We start from the raw sequence: 19426 nt of genomic DNA, 5'->3' as shown, positions 1-19426 counted from the left end.
GCGGTATCCATCAGGGTGCGAATGAGACGCCGAGGATACCGAAGCGATGTGTCTACTCCCCGTCAGGCGCCACCAGTTGCTGCACGGTGTCAGGCTGCAGTTCAGGCGGCAATGCCTTCTTGGCCTTGCTGCCCAGCTCGGCCAATCGTCGCGCGCGGCTGATCGCCGAATGGCGTGAATCCTGCAGGCGGTTGCGGGCATTGGAGAAGGCGGCGGTGGCGTCTTCGAGCTTCTTGCCGACGTTGTTGAAATCGGTCAGGAACGCCATCAGCGCGTCCAGCACCAGTCCCCCGGCGTCGCTGATCTGCAGCGCCTGCTTCTGCACCTTGTCGCGCGTCCACAGCCGTTCGGCCACGCGCAGCAGCGCCATCAGTGTGTTGGGCGAAGCAAACACCACCTTGTTGTCGAAGGCATAGGTCTGCAGCGAAGGATCGGCCGACAGCGCCGCCGACAACGCCCCTTCAATCGGCACGAAGGCGATGGTCACATCCAGCGTCTGTTCTTCGCCCATCGCCTTGGGATAGTTGCGCACGCCGAGGTCGCGCACGTGCGCGCGCAGTGCGGTGGCATGCCGCAGCAGGGCCTCGCCACTGGCTTCGGGGGTCACCGCGTTCATCGCTTCCTGCCATGCCACCAGGTTGACCTTGCTGTCGACCACGATGCTGCGCTGGTCCGGGAAGTTCACCACCACGTCCGGGCGCAGTCGCTCGCCTTCGTCATCCACCACGTGCTGCTGGCGCTTGTAGTGCACGCCTTCTTCCAGCCCGGAGCCACGCAGCACGGTTTCCAGCATCAGTTCGCCCCAGTCGCCGCGCACCTTCGCATTGCCCTTCAAGGCATTGGTCAGTGCCGCCGCCTGCGAGGCCATGTCCTGGTTGAGCGTCTTCAGTTCGCCCACCGCGCCGAGCAGGCTGGCGCGTTCGCGGGCTTCTTCGGCGTACAACACGTCGACCCGGCCGCGGAATTCCTGCAGGCGCTCGGTGAAGGGTTTCAGCAGGTTCTCGATGTCCTGCCGCGACTGCCCGGTGGCATGGCGCACGTTCTTCTCGAACTGCTGGCCGCGTTCTTCGAAGACCTTGCCAGCCAGTTCGGCGAAGGCGCCGCTCAGCTTTTCCTTGGCGCTGTCCAGGTAGGCGCGCAGTTCGTCGCTGGCCTGCTGGGAGTGCTGCAGGTTGGCCTGCAGGCGGGTGTGTTCGCCATGCAGCTGCTGGTAGGTCTCGCGCTGGGCGTGCAGCTGCTGCTGCGCTTCCTGCAGCTGTGCCTGCAGCTGCTGCAGGGCGTTGCCACGCTCGACCAGGCGGGTGTCGCGCTCGCTGGCCAGCGCGGCGTCGCGTTCGATGCGTCCCTGTGCCGCGCTGAGTGCCTGCTGCGCTTCCAGGCCACGCCGGCGTTCGCCTTCGATGTCGTCCTGCAGCGACTGCAGGCGTCCACGCAGCTGGCCGGCGTCGACCTGCGCGGCCAGGCTGCGGTCGCGTTCTTCGGCCAGGGCCTGGCGCAGGGCGTCCAGTTCGTGGGTGTCGGTGCCGCCGCCGGAGCGGCGCAGCACCACCACCAGCAGGACAAGGATGACGGCCAGCAACAGCACGGCCAGTAGAGCAAGCGTCTGGGTTTCCATGCGCCTAGTTTAGGCGGGTGCCGTCTCATGCGCTGCGCCGGGGGTGATCGAGCGGGTTGGACCCCCTCGCGGCTGGCAGCGCTCAAGCGGGATGTCGCGATCGGGTTGGGCGGGAGGGGTTTGCAGGACACGCCGCAAGTACGTCCGTGTAGGCTGCGTCGCCGCATCCATGCGGCTCAGCGTCCTGCAAACCCCTCCCGCCCGACCCGCTGACAGTTGCTTGCGCGGTCCCAGCCGCGTTTGAAGAAAAGAGAGAGGGGCGGCGACGGGCTTACCAGCCTTCCAGCACGATCTTGCCCTTGGCTTTCTGGCTTTCGATCAGTGCGTGCGCGCGGCGCAGGTTGGCGGCGTTGATGCGGCCCAGGTTTTCGCCCAGCGTGGTGCGCAGTACGCCGGCGTCGATCAGGCCGGCGACGCGGTTGAGCAGGGCGTGCTGCTGCTGCATGTCGGCGGTCTGGTGCAGCGGGCGGGCGAACATGAACTCCCAGTGCAGCGAGGCGCATTTGCGCTTCAGCGCCATCACGTCCAGCTGGCCGGGGTCGTCGATCAGGCCGAGCTGGCCCTGCGGTGCGAGCACTTCGATGATCTGCGCGTAATGCTGGTCGGTATGGGTCAGGCTGGCCACGTGTTCGACGTGCGCGATGCCAAGCCGCGCCAGGCCTTCGGACAGCGGCTGGCTGTGGTCGATGACATGGTGCGCGCCCAGCGCGTACACCCAGTCCTGGGTTTCCGGGCGCGAGGCGGTGCCGATTACGGTCAGCTTGGTCAGCTGGCGTGCCAGCTGCACCAGGATCGAGCCGACGCCACCGGCCGCGCCGATCACCAGCAGGGTCCGCCCTTCGCCGGTGCCCTCGGCGATGCGCAGGCGGTCGAACAGCAGTTCCCATGCGGTGATCGCGGTCAGCGGAAGCGCCGCAGCGCTGGCATCGTCCAGGCTGGACGGCTTGCGGCCGACGATGCGCTCGTCCACCAGCTGGTATTCGGCATTGCTGCCGGCACGGTCGATGGCGCCGGCGTAGTAGACCTCGTCACCGGTCTGGAACAGGGTGACATCACCGCCAACGGCATCCACAACGCCGACTGCGTCGAAGCCGAGCACGCGTGGGCTTTCGGTGGCGGCATTGCGGCGCACCTTGGCGTCGACCGGATTCACCGCCACTGCCTTGACCGCCACGCGCAGGTCGCGTGGGCCCGGGGTGGGGATGTCCAGATCGATATCGACCAGCGATTTGGCGTCGTCCGGCGACAGGCCGGCGTGGGTATAGGCAACAGCGCGCATGGGTTGACTCCGCAGGGGGGGGATGCGCTCAGGATGGACGCTGCAGGTGACGCTGGAAAGGCGCAGAATCAGGCATCACTTTCTCTTTTGTGGTGAAAATGGTCCGGTTCGACGACCTGCATCTGTTCGTGCGCACTGCGGCGCTGGGCAGTTTCAGCCGTGCAGCGCGCGAGGTCGATCTACTGCCCGGGCAGGTGGCCGCAGCGATCGCGCGGCTGGAGCGCGAGCTCGACCTGCGGCTGTTCGTGCGCACCACGCGCAGCCTGCGCCTGACGGCGGAGGGCGCGCAGTACCTGCCGTATGCGCAGGAAGGCCTGGCAGCGCTGCGCGAGGGCCAGGCGCGAGTACAGGGCGAAGCCGCCGAACTGGCCGGCACCCTGCAGGTGGCGGCGCCATCGGACCTGGGCCGCAATGTGCTGCTGCCCTGGCTGACCGCGTTCCGTCGCGCGCATCCGCGGCTGCAGCTGCATCTGCAGCTGTCCGACCAGGTGGCCGATGTATTCCGCGATCCGGTGGATATCGCTTTCCGGCTGGGTCGCTTCGACAACGCCAGCTATGTCGCCCTGCCGCTGCTGGCGGACAACCGCCGCGTGCTGGTGGCGTCTCCCGCCTACCTGCAGGCGCACCCGGCACCGGGCAGCCTGGATGCGCTGAAGGACCACGCCTGCCTGCTGTACCAGCTGGGCGGGCGCACCCACGACCGCTGGAGTTTCGAACAGGACGGCCGCCGCAGCGTGGTGGCGGTGCGTGGCGCGCTGCTGTGCGACGACGCCGACGTGGTGCGGCGCTGGGCGGTGGCCGGGGAAGGCATCGCCTACAAATCGTGGCTGGATGTCGGCGATGACGTGCGTGCAGGACGCCTGCAGGTATTGCTGGACGGCCAGGGCGAGAGCCTGCCGTTGAACCTGGTCTGCCCGCACCGCAAGCAGTTTTCGCCGGCGGTGCGGCAGCTGCATGGGTTTCTGGGTGAGCGACTGACGCCGTTGCTGGAAGGGTTGCCCACCGCCCGGTAGTGACGGCCGCTGGCCATCAGCTCTCCGCATTGGGGGGTGACGACCGTTGGTCGTCACCGCGCTGCCGCTGCGCTCGCCGAGCATGGCTCGGCGCTACCGAACCCGTTGCCGCGGTAGTGACGGCCGCTGGCCGTCACTACAATGAAGCCCCCTGCGTTGAACGAGTGAGCCGCCATGCCGTGGATGGGCATCCAGGATCTGTGGACCTTCCTGGTCGCCGTGCTGGTGTTCCTGGCCCTGCCGGGCCCAGGCACCTTCACCCTGCTCACCGCCACCGGCCGTGGGGGCGTACGCGGCGGCTATACGGCGCTGGCCGGCCTGCTGGTGGGCGACCAGATCCTGATGTGGCTGGCGCTGGCCGGCGTGGCCGCGCTGCTGAAGGCCAACCCCACCGTGTTCCACGTCGTGCAGTACCTGGGCGCTGCGTACCTGGTGTGGGTGGGCATCAGCCTGCTGCGCACGCCGAAGGCCGACGGCAGCGACCTGCCGGGCAGCGTGCGGCTGGCGCCGGGTCACTACTTCCGCCAAGCGATCCTGGTCAGCCTGCTCAACCCCAAAGCCATCCTGTTCTACATGGCCTTCCTGCCGCTGTTCATCGACCCGCGCCAGCACCAGGGCGTGGCCACCTTCGCCGCGCTGGCCGGGATCATCTTCGTGGTCAGCGTGGCGTACTGCTCGCTGCTGATCGGGGCGGGCAACCTGGCCCGCCGTCGGTTGATCCAGCATCCGCGCGTCAGTGATGTGCTGCGGCGCGTAGCCGGGGTGTTCCTGCTGGGGTTCGGTATCCGGCTCGGTTTGAACGGCTGAGAACATTGTGCCGATTCCGGCATCCGTTGTCGGATGAAGCGCCAAGCGGTTTGTCAATGAGCGTCCATCAGTGGTAATGCTGCGCCGCATTCGGTCACACTCGGGCACTTGTCGTTCCCAGTCACCACGAGGTCCGAATGTCTTTGCTCCGGCGCAAATCCCTGGATACCGTCACCGTCCATGAGGCCGGAAGGCAGTTGGTCCGCACGCTCAGTTGGCCGCACCTGATCGCGCTGGGCATCGGTGCCATCGTGGGCACCGGCATCTACACGCTGATCGGTGTCGGCGCCAACCTGGCCGGCCCGGCCGTGCTGATCTCATTCGCCATCGCCGGTGCTGTCTGTGCCTGCGCGGCATTGGCCTATGCCGAACTGGCCACCATGATGCCGGCCTCGGGCAGCGCCTATACCTACAGCTACGCGGCACTGGGTGAGATCTTCGCCTGGGTCGTAGGTTGGAGCCTGATCCTGGAATACTCACTGGTGGTCAGCACGGTGGCGGTCGGTTGGTCCGGCTACTTCGTCGGCTTCCTGGAATGGGTGCACACGCAGATGGGCATCGACATCCGCCTGCCCCTGGCGCTGTCGGCCGGCCCGCACGTGGAGGGCGGCATGTTCAACCTGCCCGCCGTGCTGATCACCTGGGTGGTGGCCGGAGGCCTGATGCTGGGCACCAAGGAAAGTGCCACCCTCAATGCCGTGCTGGTGGTGTTGAAGATCATCGCCCTGGCGGTGTTCGTTGCCGTTGCCCTGCCTGCCTTCGACACGGCCAACCTGCAGCCGTTCATGCCGTATGGCTTCGCCAAATCGCTGGGCCCGGATGGGCTGGAGCGCGGCGTCATGGCCGCAGCCGCGATCATCTTCTTCGCCTTCTATGGGTTCGATGCCATCGCCACGGCGGCCGAAGAGACCAAGAATCCGGGCCGCGATCTGTCGATCGGCATCATCGGTTCGATGGTCGGCTGCACCATCATCTATATGCTGGTGGCGCTGGCTGCCATCGGTGCGATGAGTTACGCCGTGTTCGGCAGCAGTGCCGAGCCGCTGGCGCTGATCATGCGCCAGCTGGGTCACCCGACCGCCGCGCTGCTCATCGGCGTGGTGGCCATCGTGGCGTTGCCGACCGTGCTGCTGGCTTTCATGTTCGGCCAGAGCCGCGTGTTCTTCGTCATGGGCCGCGACGGCCTGCTGCCGCGCAGCCTGTCCAACGTCAGCAAGCGCACCGGCACGCCGGTGGCCACTACGCTGTTCAGTGCGCTGCTGGTCTCCGCACTGGCCGGCGTGGCACGGCTGGATGAAATCGCCGCGCTGGCCAATGCCGGCACGCTGGCGGCCTTCACGGCCGTCGGCATCTGCCTGGTGGTACTGCGTCGGCGGGAACCGAACCGCGAGCGCAGGTTCCGTACACCGCTGGCCTATGTAGTGGGTCCGGCCGCAGCGCTGGGCTGTGTCTATCTGTTCTTCAGCCTGCCGCAGAGCACCCAGCTGTACTTCCTGATCTGGAACGTGATCGGCCTGGCGGTGTACTTCCTGTACAGCCGACGGAAGGCGCTGTTGGGCAGGTAAATACCGACGGCCGACGGCCGTCAAGCAGGCGATGCGGGGTGACGGCCAGCGGCCGTCACTACCGTGTGGTCAAGGGCGGGGGTGGTCCTGCGCCTGCTGCATCACCCGCAGCAGGTTGCCGCCCCAGATGCCGGCGATCTGCTTTTCGTCGTAACCGCGGCGCAGCAGCCAGGCGGTGATCTTGGGCAGCTGGCTGACATCGCGCAGGTCGGTCAGCCCGCCACCGCCATCCCAGTCCAGGCCGATGCCAACGTGTTCGGGGCCCACCACGTCGAGGATGTGGCCCATGTGCGCGAAGAAGTCATCCAGGCTGGCGTGGCGCACCGGGTACTGCCGGTCCAGCGCCTCTTCCCCGCGCTGCAGTTCCTCGCCCTGCGCGATGCTCATGCCTTCCCAGCCGCCCAGCCGCTTGCTCAGCGCGTCTTCGGCGTCCTTGCGCTCGGGGCTCTTGCCGGGATCCACCAGATAGCCGCCATAGGCGTTCACCTGGATCACCCCGCCGGCCTTGGCCAGCTGGCGCAGGCGCGCATCGTCGAGATTTCGCGGGTGGTCGTGGATCGCCTTGGCTGAACTGTGCGACAGCACGAACGGTACCGGCATCATCGCGATGAGCTGGTCGAACACTGCATCGGAGGCATGCGACTGGTCGATGACGATGCCCCGTTTCACCGCCTCGTTGACCAACGCACGGCCGGCCGGGCTCAGTCCGTTCCACTCCGGCCCCTTCGGGTTGGTGGCCGAATCGGCGAACTCGTTGTTGGCGAAGTGCACGGTGCTCAGCATGCGCAGCCCGGCCTGGTGGTAGAAGCCCAGCAGGCTGGGGTCGGCCACCAGCGGACTGGCGTTTTCCATGCTGATGAACACCACGCGCTTGCCGTCGGCCTTGATCCGCACGGCATCGGCCGGGGTCAGCGCCAGCGCGAAGCGGTCGCCGTTGGCGGCCAGCATGGTGCGGATATCGAGCAACCGCTGCAGGCCGGCATCGCGGTCGCGCAGATGGGCGGCGGCACTGCGGTCACCCTGGCCGGTGTAGATCGCCCAGAAACCACCGTCCAGCGCCCCTTCCACCATGCGCGGGTAATCCACCTGGGACAGCGCGTTGTGGTCGTGGCGGTTGTCGATGTCGAAGCCATCGCGGGCGAAGTTGGCCGGCGTATCCAGATGGCTGTCCAGAGTCAGCAGGCGCTGCTGCAGGGACTTGGCGCGCTGCAGTTCGGCGGCGCTGAAATCAATGGCATGGACGGACAGCGGCGTGCTGAGCGCCAAGGCGAGCATCAGCGGCAGGCGAGGCAGGATCATGCAGGTCTCACCGGGGACGGGGAGACCTGACGATAGCGCTGACGCGCTGGGCTGGGTAGGTGCGCGGGTGCGGAAGCGGTGACGACCAACGGTCGTCACCACCGGGTTTGGTCGTCACCCACCGGGGTTGCGGTTACAGCACGCGGCAGAACACGGCCTTGAGATAGCGCGATTCCTGCACGTGGGCCATGAACGGATGGTCGGGGCCGGCACCGGATACCTTGAGGATCTGGATGGTGCGGCCGGAGTAGAACGCCGCACGCCGCAGCATGTCCAGGAACTGGTCTTCGGCCACCAGGCCGGTGCACGAGAACGTGGCGAACAGGCCACCCGGCTTGACCACGCCGAGGGCCAGTTTGTTCATGTCCAGGTACTTCTTCAGCGCGCTGATCACCTGGTCGCGATCGCGGGTCATCTTGGCCGGGTCCAGGATCACCACGTCGTACTGCTCGCCGCGGTTGGCCGCATCGCGCAGCCACGGGAAGATATCGGACTGCACGAACTTCGGGCGCACGTTGTTGAGCTTGGCGTTGCCCTTGGCGATCTGGATGACGTCCTCGTCAATGTCGATGCCCACTACTTCACTGGCACCGCGCGCGGCGGCATACACTGCGAAGCCACCGGTGTTGCAGCACAGGTCGAGCACGGTCTTGCCTTCGACCTGCTGGCTCAGCCACTCGCGGTTGTCGCGCTGGTCGGCGAAGAAGCCGGTCTTGTGCGCGCCGGCCGGGTCGGCGCGGAACTTCACGCCGTACTCGGTGATCACCGAAGCTTCGGTGGTGGTGTTGCCATGGAAATCGAAGCTTTCCTGCTTCTGCACGTGTTCGTCGGCGAAGCTGTGGAAGCGGCAGCCCGGGAACTGTTCGCTCAGGGCCTCGTAGATCCATTCGCGGTGGCGGAACATGCCGGCGGCGAAGAATTCCACCACCACCAGGTCGCCATAGCGGTCCACCACCAGCCCGGACAGGCCGTCGCCTTCGCTGTGCACCACGCGCCACGCATCGCTGACCGCATCCAGCTTCAGCACGTCACGGCGCAGTTCCACCGCCTGGGCGATCTTGCGCGAGAACCAGCCGGCGTCGACCGGCACGCGCTCGTCGGTTTCCAGGATGCGCACGGCAATGCGCGAATGCCCGTTGTAGAAGCCACGCCCGATGAAGTCCCCTTCCACACCGAAGACATCCACGATGGTGCCGGGCTTGGGCCGGACGGCGGGTTTTTCGACCAGTTTCTGGAAGATCCACGGGTGGCTGGAACGCCAGGCATTCTTGAGACGGACTGAGGGGGCAGAGGTATTCATCGGCCTATTGTAAGCGCTGCGGTAGGGCGGGCCGCAGTCCGCGGTAATGGGGCCGCTGGCCCCGGTAGTGACGGCCGCTGGCCGTCAAGCGGGAATCGCGCGATTGACGGCCAGCGTCCGTCACTACCCGGTCATTGACGCGGCGCCGGGATGCCCGCAGAATCGGCGCCAGAAGGGGAGTAGCTCCCAACGTTGTCGCCGTCAATTCGAGCCCGCAGGCTCCGGTGCAACGGCAGTCCCACCACATCGGGGCTGCGAGCGAGACCTTCGCCGTACCGGCGAAGCTCTGTCCCTGGATCCCCCTCCCGATCCTCCGTTGCAGATCCTCGCCGTCCGGCTTGAGGCTTTTTTCTTTTTCCCAACGGACAAACCCATGCAGACGATCGGTAATTTGTGGTTATGGCTCGGCTTCGGCGCGGTGGTGATCATCGCGCTGCTGGTCGACCTGGTATTGATGCGCCACGGCGGCCCGCACAAGGTCACCTTCAAGGAGGCCCTGTGGTGGTCGATCGGCTGGGTGCTGCTTGCCCTGGCCTTCAACGGTGGCCTCTGGTACTACCTGAACGAGACCGCCGGCCAGGTGGTGGCCAACAAGGTCGGCCTGGAATTCCTGACCGGCTATCTGGTCGAAAAGGCCCTGGCCGTCGACAACATCTTCGTCTTCCTGATGATCATGGGCTACTTCGCGGTGCCCGAGGAACAGCGCCAGAAGGTGCTGATCATCGGCATCCTGGGCGCAATCGTGCTGCGAACGATCATGATCTTCGCCGGCAGCGTGCTGATCACCAAGTTCCATTGGCTGCTCTATGTGTTCGGTGCCTTCCTGCTGTTCACCGGCTGGAAGATGTGGTTCTCCGCCGGTCAGGAGCCGGACCTGGAGACCAACCCGGCGCTGCGCTGGATGCGCAAGCACCTGCGCCTGCTGCCGGACTACGCCGGTAATGCGATGAGCGTCATGCGTGATGGCAAGCGCTGGTACACCCCGCTGTTCGCGGTGCTGATCCTGATCGCGGTGACCGACGTGATCTTCGCGGTGGACAGCATCCCGGCCATCTTCGCCATCACCACCGATCCGTTCATCGTGCTGACCTCGAACGTGTTCGCGGTGCTGGGCCTGCGGGCGATGTTCTTCCTGCTGGCCGGCATGGCCGATCGCTTCCACCTGCTGCCGTACGGTCTGGCGCTGGTGCTGGGCTTCATTGGCATCAAGATGATGATCATCGACCTGTTCAAGATCCCGACCCCGATCTCGCTGGGCGTGGTCGCGCTGATCATCGCCATCACCGTGGTGCTGAGCCTGAAGATCCCGCCGAAGCACGACAAGGCCTGATCGATCGCGTTACCGGTCCTGCGGGGCCGGCAGCGCGCGCTGCAACGACGGGCCGACCGGGATTGTCCCGCCGGCCCGTTTCATTTTCCCACCCCACCGGGGTTGGTTTCGCCCCGGCCACCGCCATTGCTTGGATATGAACGCCAACGCACCCGTGCCCGCCGGCGGCAACCCGGCCCCGCCTACCGATCGCCTGCGCATCCTGCGTGCCTTCAACCTGAGCCTCGGTGCCGTAGTGCTGCTGGTGGCCGCGTTCGCGCTGCAGGACTACTTCGACTGGCGGCCGTGGGCCGTGGCGCCGTTGGAAATGGCCGGGCTGCTGGGCCTGCTCGGCGCACCGCTGCTGCATGGGTCGGTGGAACACATCGCCGCCAACAGCGTGGCCCTGCTGATCCTCGGCACGCTCGCCGGCAGCGTCTATCCGAAGGCAACGCTGCGCGCGCTGCCGCTGCTGTGGATCGGCTCAGGCATCGGCGCCTGGCTGCTGGGCGACCCGGGCAGCCGTCACCTCGGCGCCAGTGGCGTCACCCACGGCCTGATGTTCCTGCTGGCCAGCCTGGGCCTGCTGCGCCGTGACCGTGCCGCCATCGCCACCGGGCTGATCGGCATGCTGTTCTACGGCGGCATGTTGATGACCGTGCTGCCGCATACCCCGGGGGTGTCCTGGCAGTCGCACATGGGCGGCGCATTCGCCGGCATCATCGCCGCGCTGCTGTTCCGCCACAGCGACCCGATGGCCGCCCGCCCGCGCTACAGCTGGGAAGACGAAGAGGATTCCATCGAAGCCCTGCCCGACGACGAGCTGGAGCCGCCCTCGCCGCGCCAGGTGCCGGTGCTGTGGCAGCCACGCGAAGGGCACGACTACGTGGTGCTGCCGTTCCGACGTCCAGGCCAGGATGACGCACCGCGCTGATCGCCTGGTGCCTGCCGTTGTTGGGTGACGACCGTTGGTCGTCACGCTGCTCCGCTTTCAAATTTCCGTCATAGACGCGGCTCGGCCGCCTTGCCCAAGATGTACCGGCTGGAGCCCACAGGCCCCGCCGGGTTTGGCGTCCCGTTTCTGTTGACCTGGAGCGCCGGCACGCCAACCCGCACCGTCCGCCATCGCGCTGCATGCACGTGGCCAGCTGCGAGGAAAAAACGCATGGGAGCCTTCCCACCCCCGAGTGCGCCTTGAATGGAGCAGCTCAACGACATGGTGCTGTATCTGGTGATCGGCGGCCTGCTGCTGGTCGTGGGCGTGCTGGTTTTTCATATCGCTTCGCGCGATCCCGCGGCCGGTCGCTGCTGCCGCTGCGGTGACCCCGGCCGCTGTCCATTGCGCCGCGGCCGCGGCTCCAGCCTGTCTGCCGGCAAGTAGCCGCTCAGCGGCCGTCGACGGCCTTGCGCCCCAGCGCCGGATCATCGGTGAAGAACGCATCGATACCGGTGTCGAGGTAGGCGCGCATTTCGGCGATGGAGCCTTCGGGGTTGCGGGCGTTGGCGTCACCGCTGCGCAGGTTGGCGGCGATGAAAAGATTCTCCGGGCGGAAGGTGTAGGGAACCACCATCAATCCCGCCGCATGCGCATCGCGCACCAGCGTGGTCGGCGCACCCAGGGCGCCATGGGCGTCCAGCGGGATGATCGAACGCAGCTCCGGCCCGATGCCGTCAGCGTAGGTCGCAATCTCCTTGAGCCCGGCAGGCGTCAGCATCTGCGCATAGGTCAGCGCACCGCCCGCCCTGGCCACATCGGCCGGCTTGGCGTCACCCTTCCAGGTCAGCTGCAGCAGGCGGATGTTGCTGCCGCGGCCGATCTTGCCGCGCAGGTAGCGCAGGTTGGCGGTCTCGAACGACTGCAGCGTCACCGGGCCCACCTTGGTATACGGATTGGCCTGCAGCGCGGCCAGCACCTTGTCTTCCATCGGCAGGCCGATGGACTGGAAGTAGCTGGGATGCTTGATCTCCGGCACCAGCCCGATGCCCCGGTTGGCACGGCCGGCCTGCTGCACCAGGAAGGCCAGAATTTCATCGAAGCTGGCAATGCGGAACTGCCCGTCGAAGGCGGTGCTGCGCTGCTGCGGCAGGCGCTCGCGCGCGTAGAGCGTCTTCAGTTCGGCCAGGGTGAAATCTTCGGTGAACCAGCCCTCGACCTTTTCACCGTCAATGGTCCTGGTGGTGCGGCGATCGGCGAACTCCTCGCGCGATGCCACATCGGTGGTTCCGCTGATCTCGTTCTCGTGGCGGGCCACCAGCTGCCCGTCCTTGGTCATCACCAGGTCCGGCTCGATGTAGTCGGCGCCGTCGGTGATGGCCTGTGCATAGGCCGCCAGGGTGTGTTCGGGCAGCAGCGCACTGGCCCCGCGGTGGGCATAGACCGAGGCCTCGCCCGGTGCAGCTGATGAAGATTCGGCGCTCATGGCCAACGATGGTGCCACGGCCAGCGACAACAGCAATGCACAACCCCACGACTTCACGGACTATCCCCTTGGTGGATGACGAATGCGGCGAGTATGCGTCTGCAATATGACAGGGGGAGGTAGCTCGGTCACCCGGCCAGGGTCGGGCCGTCTGCAAGCTCTTTCTCGAGCTGTTCGATGCTGGGCAGGCTTGTCTGCAGCGGTTCGGGCAGCGGTCCCAGCACCTTGTACTCGGCAACCCCCATCGGTTGCACGTTCTCACTCAAGGCGTACTCCGCCACGACTTTGTTGCGCTCCTTGCACAACAGCAGTCCGAGGGTCGGATTGTCATCGGCCCGCTTCTTCTGCTGGTTCACGGCCGTCAGATAGAAACCCAGTTGCCCCAGATGCTCGGGTTTGAACTTGCCCGCCTTCAGCTCTACGACGACATAGCAGCGAAGGTGCAGGTGGTAGAACAGTAGATCGATGAAGAACTCTTCCCCCGCCACTTCGATGAGCACCTGCCTGCCTACGAATGCGAAACCGGCACCGAGCTCCAGCAGAAAATCAGTCGCGTGCCGGACCAGGCCGTCTTCCAACTCGCGCTCGCTGGCCTCGCGTCCTACCGCAAGAAAGTCGAATCGATAGGGGTCTTTGAGTGTTTCGCGGGCGAGGTCTGAATGTGCCTTGGGAAGGCGCAGCTCGAAGTTGGTGACGGCGTTGCCAGTGCGCTCGAGCAGTTGTCCTTCGATGTTCAGCGCCAGCACGCTCCGCGACCAGTTGTGCTGTATGGCCTGGTTCGCGTACCAGATGCGTTGTGGGGCAGTCGCCAGCTTTTCCAGCAGCATGAGTTGGTGGCCCCAAGGTAATTGTGCAACGAACTGTTGCACAAATGCCGGGTCCGGCCAGGCGTCGGCGAAGGCACGCATGTACTTCAGGTTTCGCGGCGAGAAGCCCTTGGCGTGGGGGAAGGCCAGCCTGAGATCATGGGCCAGGCGATCGATGACCTTGCTCCCCCATCCCTGCCCGGACTGGCGGATGAGGATGTCCCGTCCCATCTCCCAGTAGAGCAGGACGAGCTCACGATTGACGGCCAGCGCGGCGCGTTGTTGGGCAGAATTGATGCGGCGTTTCAGCTCGTCCAGCCAATCCGCATAGCCTTCCGGCGGCGTGATCAGCGCGATGGGGTGTTGGGTCATGGCAGTCTTCCGGCAGTCACACCAGCGTGTGCCGCGACGAAGGGCCGGGCCATGCGTTTATCTTCAACTGATCATTGTTGTTACTGAAGATTGCGGACGAATTCCTGTCGTCCGCTTATCGTCGAGTCGCGCTGTGCGATTGCAAGGCAGCCGACTGAAGTCGGCGCTACCAGACGGCCGCAGCGCTACTTGCCGATGCAGAAGCTGGAGAAGATCCGGCCGAGCAGGTCATCGGCGCTCATCGCGCCGGTGATCTCGCCCAGCGCCTCGTGCGCCAGCCGCAGCTCTTCGGCGGCCAGTTCCAGGTGCTCGTGTGCCAGCTCGCCATCGGCGTGCAGTGCATGTTCCTGCGCGCGCTCGATGGCATCGACATGGCGGGTGCGCGCGGAGAACTCGCCGTCCACCTGTTCGCCGGCACCGGCGCTGGCGATCGAGCGCAGGCGCGCATGCAGGTCGTCCAGGCCTGCACCGGTGGCGGCGGACACGAACACCCGGTCGGGGTCATCGCTGCCCGGCCCCGTGCCGGCCGGCAGCAGGTCGGATTTGTTGTGGATGTAGACCTTGTGCGGCACCTCCAGCACCGATGCGCCGATCGCCGCTTCACCGGCGGCGGGATCGCGCGCGTCCAGCACGATCAGCGCAAGATCCGTGCGCTCGATCTCCACCCGCGCACGACGCATGCCTTCGCGTTCAATCGCATCACCGCCATCACGCAGGCCGGCGGTATCCACCAGGGTCAGCTCCAGGCCGTCCAGCCGGATGGTCTCGCGCAGGGTGTCGCGGGTGGTGCCGGCGATGTCGGTGACGATCGCCCGCTCGCTGCCGGCCAGCGCGTTGAGCAGCGAACTCTTGCCGGCATTCGGCGGGCCGATCAACACCGCATGCAGGCCATCGCGCAGGCGGCGCCCGCGTTCGGCATCGCGGCGCAGCAGCGCCAAGGTTTCACGTGCCTGCAGCAGGCCACGCCGCACCTGATCACCGCCCAGCGTATCCAACGGTTCGTCGGCGAAATCGATGGCGGCCTCGACGTGGATGCGCAACCTGACCAGTTGTTCGGCCACCTCGTCCACGCGGCGCGAGAACACCCCGTCCAATGAACGGCGCGCGGCGCGTGCGGCGCGATGGTCACCGGCCGCGATCAGGTCGGCGATTGCCTCGGCCTGGGCCAGATCCAGTTTTCCATTGAGGAATGCGCGCTCGCTGAACTCACCCGGCCGCGCCTGGCGCGCGCCGAGCGCGATGCAGCGCGCCACCAGCTGCTGCAACACCACCGGGCTGCCGTGGCCCTGCAGTTCCACCACTTCTTCGCCGGTGAAACTGTTCGGCGCCGGGAACCACAGCACGATGCCGTCGTCGATCACCTCGTTGTCGGCATCGCGCAGGCGCGCGTAATGCGCGTGGCGTGGGCGCAGCACCGGCGCGCCCAGCAGGTGGGCGATGGTCGCCGCACGCGGTCCGGAAAGGCGCAGCATGCCCACGCCGCCGGCGCCGGCGGCAGTGGCGATGGCAACGATGGTGTCGGTAGCGGTGGTATCCATGACGATCATTGTGCGGCGTTGGTCTGCAGACGGCCAGAAGCAGGAAACCCGCCTTGCGGCGGGTTCCTGTGTGGCTTACTTCTTGGTGGCGATGGCCGGGACCGGATCGCCGCCATGGCGCTTGGTCATCCACCACTGCTGCAGCAGGCCCAGGCCGCCGTTGACCACCCAGTACAGGACCAGGCCGGACGGCATGAAGGCCATCATGACGCCGAACACGATCGGCATCATCTGCATCATCTTCTGCTGCATCGGGTCCATGCCCGGAGCCGGGGTCAGCTTCTGCGTGGCCCACATCACCGCCACGTTGATCACCGGCAGGATGAAGTACGGATCGCGTGCGGTCAGGTCCTGGATCCAGCCCAGCCACGGCGCCTGGCGCAGTTCGACCGACTCCACCAGCACCCAGTACAGGGCGAAGAAGATCGGCATCTGGATGAGGATCGGCAGGCAGCCGCCCATCGGATTGATCTTTTCCTTCTTGTACAGCTCCATCATCGCGGTCTGGAACTTCTGGCGGTCATCGCCATAGCGTTCCTTCAGCTGCGCGATGCGCGGCTGGAAGCGGCGCATCTTCGCCCCGCTCTTGTACTGCACCGCCGACAGCGGATACAGCACCATCTTCAGCAGCACCACCAGGCCGACGATCGCCCAGCCCCAGTTGTTGACCAGCTTGTGCACTTGGTTCAACACCCAGAACAGACCCTGGCCGATCACCGCCATCAGCGAGAAGCGGCTGTAGTCGACCACGCGGTCCAGGCCCTTCACGTCTTCCTTGGCGATCAGGTTGACCAGCTTCGGACCCACCCACAGGCGGGCTTCGCTGCTGACCTGCTGGCCGGGCGCGACGTTGAAGGCCGGGCCACGCGCTTCGATCTGGTCACGGCCGTTGTTCTGCGACAGCACGTAGTGCGCCACCTGGTCGGACTGTGGGATCCACGCGGTGAAGAAGTGGTGCTGCAGCATCGCCAGCCAGCCGCCGGTGATGTTCTTGTTCAGCGCACCGTCGTCCATGTAATCAGCGAAGGCACGACGCTCGTAGCCGCCTTCGGTGCTGAACCAGGTGGCGCCGTTGAAGCTGAAGGAATCCGGGTTGGTCATGCTGCGCGACAGGATGGTCGGGCTGCGGTCCAGCGTGCGGTAGACGAAGCCGTTCCACGGCGCCGTGCCCTGGTTGCGGACCACGTCCTTGACCTTGATCGCGTACTCGTTGCGCGACAAGGTCAGGGTGCGATCAATCACTACACCGTTCGGACCGTTCCAGACGAACGGGATCTGCAGTTCCTTCTGGCCATCGGCCAGCACGAACTCACGCTGGTCACCGACCAGCTTGAAGCCATCGGCGCCCGGGACCGGCACGCTCTTGTCTTCGCTGGCCCAGCCACTGATCGCGCTGTACGGATGCGCGGTGTCTTCGGTCAGCAGGCGCACCGGCGGGCTGTTGTCGGCCTTGGTCTGCGGGAACTGCAGCAGCTCGGCGTCCAGCACACGGCCGCCATCAAGCACCAGGCGCAGCACGTCGGTGGTGACGGTCACGCGCTGGGTGGCCGGGGTGGCGGCCGCCTGGGCGGTGGTCGCCGCGGCAGTGGCCCCGGGCACCTGTGCACCGGGCACGCCGCCGGGCGTGGCGCCAGGGACGGCCTGTGTGGCAGCAGCCACGGCGGTGGTGGTCTGCGTGACCGGCGGTGCGGCCTTTTCGCGGCCCCACTCCATCCACAACAGCACGGCCACCATCAGCCAGGCAAAAACAAGGAAAATACGGGTCTGGTTCATCAGCGGACAGGCTCTGCGGTGCCGGGGCGTGGTGCCGGCTCGTTCGAAGAAGGCGATGCGACGCCGTCGGAAGGCGGCATTGTGCCGTCCACGACCGGGGCGGGCAATGCTCCAAGGCGTCGCAACAGGCGCAGGAAGGCCTGGCGGATCTCATCGTTGCTGGCAGCACGCGCAGCACTACGTGCCACGACGACAATGTCGCCCGGCAGCAGGTCAGCGCGGCAATGTCGCAAGGCGTCGCGCAGGACGCGCTTGATCCGGTTACGCCCTACGGCGTGCGGATCCACCTTGCGTGAAACGGCCAGACCCATCCTGGCCGGCCGGTCTTCTGGCAGCCAGTGAAGGGTCATCAGCGGTTCGGACACCCGGCGGGCGCCGTTGAAGACCGTAGAATATTCGGCACGCGTGCGAACCCGCGCAGAGCGAGGGAATCGCTTGCGCGGGTCAGCAGTACTCACTATCGGAAGGATTGCGTTTGCCGCGGAGAGCGGCATGGCAATCAGGCGCTCAGGACTTTGCGGCCCTTGGCGCGGCGACGCGACAGGATCTTGCGGCCGTCAGCGGTCTTCATACGGGCACGGAAACCGTGGTCGCGCTTACGCTTGAGGTTGCTGGGCTGGAAAGTGCGCTTGGTGGCCATGTTGGGCCTCTCGTATGAAATGGACGGAAAGAACCGGAAATTCTAGAGGTACATACCCCCTCGCGTCAAGTCCTTGTGACTACGCGATTTCATGGGGCTGTGCAATAGCTGTGGATGATTTTGTGAATAACTGTGGGACAACCATTCCAGAGGCCGCCCGGCGATGGTAGTCTGAGTCATCCTTTTCCCCCTTTCCGGCCTGTCGGGACGGTGCTTTCAAGCGCCTGACCACCGGCCCAAGATGATTATTGCCGATGGATGCCTGGTCCCGTTGTCTGGAACGCCTTGAAGCGGAGTTCCCGCCTGAAGACGTTCACACCTGGCTGAAGCCGCTGCAGGCTGATCTGCGCGCTGACGCCTTGATCCTCTTCGCCCCCAATGCCTTCATTGTCGACCAGGTGCGCTCGCTGTACCTGCCGAGGATCCGCGAACTGCTGACCCACTTCGCTGGTTTTGGCGACGTTTTTCTTGAAATCGGCTCACGTCCGCGCCCCATGGAGACGCAGATCGCGTCGAATCCGGGCCTGTTCAGCGGGGGTGCCTCGCCGGCGCTGTCGCCGGCAGCCAGTGCGCCGGTGGTGCCGTTCGCCGGCAACATGGATTCGCACTACACCTTCGCCAACTTCGTCGAAGGGCGCAGCAACCAGCTGGGCCTGGCGGCGGCGTTCCAGGCCGCGCAGCGTCCGGGTGACCGGGCGCACAATCCGCTGCTGCTGTACGGCGGCACCGGGCTGGGCAAGACCCACCTGATGTTCGCGGCCGGCAACGCGATGCGCGAAGCCAACCCGCACGCCAAGGTGCTCTACCTGCGTTCGGAACAGTTCTTCAGCGCGATGATCCGGGCCCTGCAGGAAAAGACCATGGATCAGTTCAAGCGCCAGTTCCAGCAGGTGGACGCGCTGTTGATCGATGACATCCAGTTCTTCGCCGGCAAGGACCGCACCCAGGAAGAGTTTTTCCACACTTTCAATGCGCTGTTCGACGGCAAGCAGCAGATCATCCTGACCTGTGATCGGTATCCGCGCGAAGTCGAAGGCCTGGAAGCGCGCCTGAAGTCGCGACTTGCCTGGGGCCTGTCGGTGGCCATCGAGCCACCGGACTTCGAGACCCGCGCTGCCATCGTGCTGGCCAAGGCACGTGAACGTGGCGCTGAGATTCCCGACGATGTGGCGTTCCTGATTGCCAAGAAGATGCGCTCCAACGTGCGCGACCTCGAGGGCGCGCTGAATACCCTGACCGCGCGGGCCAATTTCACTGGCCGTGCGATCACCACGGAGTTCGCCCAGGAAACTCTGCGCGATCTGCTTCGGGCCCAGCAGCAGGCCATCAGCATTCCCAACATCCAGAAAACCGTTGCCGACTATTACGGCCTGCAGATCAAGGATCTGCTGTCCAAGCGTCGGACCCGGTCGCTGGCCCGCCCGCGCCAGGTCGCGATGGCCCTGACCAAGGAACTGACCGAGCACAGCCTGCCCGAGATCGGCGACGCCTTCGCAGGGCGGGACCACACCACGGTGCTGCACGGCTGCCGCCAGATCCGGACGTTGATGGAAACCGACGGCAAGCTGCGGGAAGACTGGGACAAGCTCATTCGCAAGCTGAGCGAATAATGCACGTACGCCGTTGAGGCGTCATCGCACAAAACGGTGCAGAATCCGGGGGCATGCACGGGGCATGTTGTGGATAAAAA

General features: G+C 65.9%; 17 protein-coding genes. 7 read left to right on the top strand and 10 right to left on the bottom strand.

The window, feature by feature from the left end:
• Positions 1–52: 52 nt before the first annotated feature.
• A complete protein-coding gene (gene rmuC / locus IFT63_RS14985; RefSeq protein ID WP_192084931.1) occupies positions 53–1615 on the bottom strand; it encodes a DNA recombination protein RmuC in 1563 nt (520 codons plus the stop codon).
• Between the two features lie 271 nt (positions 1616–1886).
• Complete coding sequence (locus IFT63_RS14980; protein ID WP_192084930.1) at positions 1887–2894, bottom strand: zinc-binding alcohol dehydrogenase family protein; 1008 nt, start codon at positions 2892–2894, stop codon at positions 1887–1889.
• A gap of 98 nt (positions 2895–2992) precedes the next feature.
• Here IFT63_RS14980 and IFT63_RS14975 point away from each other — a divergent pair, with 98 nt between their 5' ends.
• The 3 genes from IFT63_RS14975 (at position 2993) to IFT63_RS14965 (ending at position 6279) form a co-directional block, all read left to right on the top strand.
• Positions 2993–3907 carry a LysR family transcriptional regulator gene (locus tag IFT63_RS14975; protein ID WP_192084929.1) on the top strand — a complete coding sequence of 305 codons (915 nt, stop codon included), beginning with the start codon at positions 2993–2995 and terminating at the stop codon, positions 3905–3907.
• Positions 3908–4081: 174 nt separating this feature from the next.
• Positions 4082–4714 (top strand): leucine efflux protein LeuE, encoded by a 633-nt coding sequence (gene leuE, locus IFT63_RS14970; RefSeq protein WP_042612155.1) that lies wholly within the window; start codon positions 4082–4084, stop codon positions 4712–4714.
• Positions 4715–4851: 137 nt separating this feature from the next.
• Positions 4852–6279, top strand: a complete 1428-nt coding sequence (locus tag IFT63_RS14965; protein WP_192084928.1) for an amino acid permease — start codon at positions 4852–4854, stop codon at positions 6277–6279.
• Positions 6280–6348: 69 nt separating this feature from the next.
• Here IFT63_RS14965 and IFT63_RS14960 read toward each other — a convergent pair whose 3' ends face one another.
• Both IFT63_RS14960 and IFT63_RS14955 read right to left on the bottom strand, forming a co-directional pair.
• The gene (locus IFT63_RS14960) at positions 6349–7578 is read right to left on the bottom strand and encodes a dipeptidase (RefSeq protein ID WP_192084927.1); all 1230 of its coding nucleotides are present in this window, start codon (positions 7576–7578) and stop codon (positions 6349–6351) included.
• A 133-nt stretch (positions 7579–7711) separates the two neighbouring features.
• On the bottom strand, positions 7712–8878 hold the full coding sequence (locus IFT63_RS14955; RefSeq protein WP_042612152.1) for a class I SAM-dependent rRNA methyltransferase: 1167 nt from the start codon (positions 8876–8878) through the stop codon (positions 7712–7714).
• A gap of 373 nt (positions 8879–9251) precedes the next feature.
• Between IFT63_RS14955 and IFT63_RS14950 the strand changes: the two genes are divergently transcribed.
• The 3 genes from IFT63_RS14950 (at position 9252) to IFT63_RS14940 (ending at position 11568) form a co-directional block, all read left to right on the top strand.
• A complete protein-coding gene (locus tag IFT63_RS14950; RefSeq protein WP_042612151.1) occupies positions 9252–10208 on the top strand; it encodes a TerC family protein in 957 nt (318 codons plus the stop codon).
• A 136-nt stretch (positions 10209–10344) separates the two neighbouring features.
• Complete coding sequence (locus tag IFT63_RS14945) at positions 10345–11121, top strand: rhomboid family intramembrane serine protease (RefSeq protein ID WP_042612150.1); 777 nt, start codon at positions 10345–10347, stop codon at positions 11119–11121.
• A gap of 264 nt (positions 11122–11385) precedes the next feature.
• Complete coding sequence (locus IFT63_RS14940) at positions 11386–11568, top strand: hypothetical protein (RefSeq protein ID WP_042612149.1); 183 nt, start codon at positions 11386–11388, stop codon at positions 11566–11568.
• Positions 11569–11572: 4 nt separating this feature from the next.
• Here IFT63_RS14940 and IFT63_RS14935 read toward each other — a convergent pair whose 3' ends face one another.
• The 6 genes from IFT63_RS14935 to rpmH form a co-directional block, all read right to left on the bottom strand.
• Complete coding sequence (locus IFT63_RS14935) at positions 11573–12664, bottom strand: glycerophosphodiester phosphodiesterase (protein ID WP_192084926.1); 1092 nt, start codon at positions 12662–12664, stop codon at positions 11573–11575.
• Positions 12665–12735: 71 nt separating this feature from the next.
• The gene (locus IFT63_RS14930) at positions 12736–13785 is read right to left on the bottom strand and encodes a PDDEXK nuclease domain-containing protein (protein WP_192084925.1); all 1050 of its coding nucleotides are present in this window, start codon (positions 13783–13785) and stop codon (positions 12736–12738) included.
• 185 nt (positions 13786–13970) lie between these two features.
• Positions 13971–15323 (bottom strand): tRNA uridine-5-carboxymethylaminomethyl(34) synthesis GTPase MnmE, encoded by a 1353-nt coding sequence (gene mnmE / locus IFT63_RS14925; RefSeq protein WP_192084924.1) that lies wholly within the window; start codon positions 15321–15323, stop codon positions 13971–13973.
• A gap of 75 nt (positions 15324–15398) precedes the next feature.
• On the bottom strand, positions 15399–17096 hold the full coding sequence (yidC, locus tag IFT63_RS14920; RefSeq protein WP_192084923.1) for a membrane protein insertase YidC: 1698 nt from the start codon (positions 17094–17096) through the stop codon (positions 15399–15401).
• Entirely contained in the window at positions 17096–17590 is a 495-nt protein-coding gene (gene rnpA / locus IFT63_RS14915; RefSeq protein ID WP_192084922.1) for a ribonuclease P protein component, read from the bottom strand. Before rnpA ends, yidC begins: the two co-directional genes overlap by 1 nt.
• Positions 17591–17595: 5 nt before the next feature.
• Positions 17596–17736, bottom strand: coding sequence for a 50S ribosomal protein L34 (gene rpmH, locus IFT63_RS14910; RefSeq protein ID WP_006404565.1), 141 nt, complete (start codon positions 17734–17736; stop codon positions 17596–17598).
• Between the two features lie 254 nt (positions 17737–17990).
• Here rpmH and dnaA point away from each other — a divergent pair, with 254 nt between their 5' ends.
• Entirely contained in the window at positions 17991–19346 is a 1356-nt protein-coding gene (gene dnaA, locus IFT63_RS14905) for a chromosomal replication initiator protein DnaA (RefSeq protein WP_192084921.1), read from the top strand.
• Positions 19347–19426: the final 80 nt, after the last annotated feature.

Source organism: Stenotrophomonas sp. CFBP 13724, assembly GCF_014841975.1.
Taxonomy (GTDB): Bacteria; Pseudomonadota; Gammaproteobacteria; order Xanthomonadales; family Xanthomonadaceae; genus Stenotrophomonas; species Stenotrophomonas lacuserhaii.
Note: the sequence above shows the minus strand (reverse complement) of the source record. Positions and strands in the feature narration are given on the sequence as shown.

Coding starts and splice junctions, on each gene's coding strand:
- rmuC (WP_192084931.1), bottom strand. CDS start 1,615: ATGGAAACCCAGACGCTTGCTCTACTGGCCGTGCTGTTGCTGGCCGTC.
- IFT63_RS14980 (WP_192084930.1), bottom strand. CDS start 2,894: ATGCGCGCTGTTGCCTATACCCACGCCGGCCTGTCGCCGGACGACGCC.
- IFT63_RS14975 (WP_192084929.1), top strand. CDS start 2,993: ATGGTCCGGTTCGACGACCTGCATCTGTTCGTGCGCACTGCGGCGCTG.
- leuE (WP_042612155.1), top strand. CDS start 4,082: ATGCCGTGGATGGGCATCCAGGATCTGTGGACCTTCCTGGTCGCCGTG.
- IFT63_RS14965 (WP_192084928.1), top strand. CDS start 4,852: ATGTCTTTGCTCCGGCGCAAATCCCTGGATACCGTCACCGTCCATGAG.
- IFT63_RS14960 (WP_192084927.1), bottom strand. CDS start 7,578: ATGATCCTGCCTCGCCTGCCGCTGATGCTCGCCTTGGCGCTCAGCACG.
- IFT63_RS14955 (WP_042612152.1), bottom strand. CDS start 8,878: ATGAATACCTCTGCCCCCTCAGTCCGTCTCAAGAATGCCTGGCGTTCC.
- IFT63_RS14950 (WP_042612151.1), top strand. CDS start 9,252: ATGCAGACGATCGGTAATTTGTGGTTATGGCTCGGCTTCGGCGCGGTG.
- IFT63_RS14945 (WP_042612150.1), top strand. CDS start 10,345: ATGAACGCCAACGCACCCGTGCCCGCCGGCGGCAACCCGGCCCCGCCT.
- IFT63_RS14940 (WP_042612149.1), top strand. CDS start 11,386: ATGGAGCAGCTCAACGACATGGTGCTGTATCTGGTGATCGGCGGCCTG.
- IFT63_RS14930 (WP_192084925.1), bottom strand. CDS start 13,785: ATGACCCAACACCCCATCGCGCTGATCACGCCGCCGGAAGGCTATGCG.
- mnmE (WP_192084924.1), bottom strand. CDS start 15,323: ATGGATACCACCGCTACCGACACCATCGTTGCCATCGCCACTGCCGCC.
- yidC (WP_192084923.1), bottom strand. CDS start 17,096: ATGAACCAGACCCGTATTTTCCTTGTTTTTGCCTGGCTGATGGTGGCC.
- rnpA (WP_192084922.1), bottom strand. CDS start 17,590: ATGCCGCTCTCCGCGGCAAACGCAATCCTTCCGATAGTGAGTACTGCT.
- rpmH (WP_006404565.1), bottom strand. CDS start 17,736: ATGGCCACCAAGCGCACTTTCCAGCCCAGCAACCTCAAGCGTAAGCGC.
- dnaA (WP_192084921.1), top strand. CDS start 17,991: ATGGATGCCTGGTCCCGTTGTCTGGAACGCCTTGAAGCGGAGTTCCCG.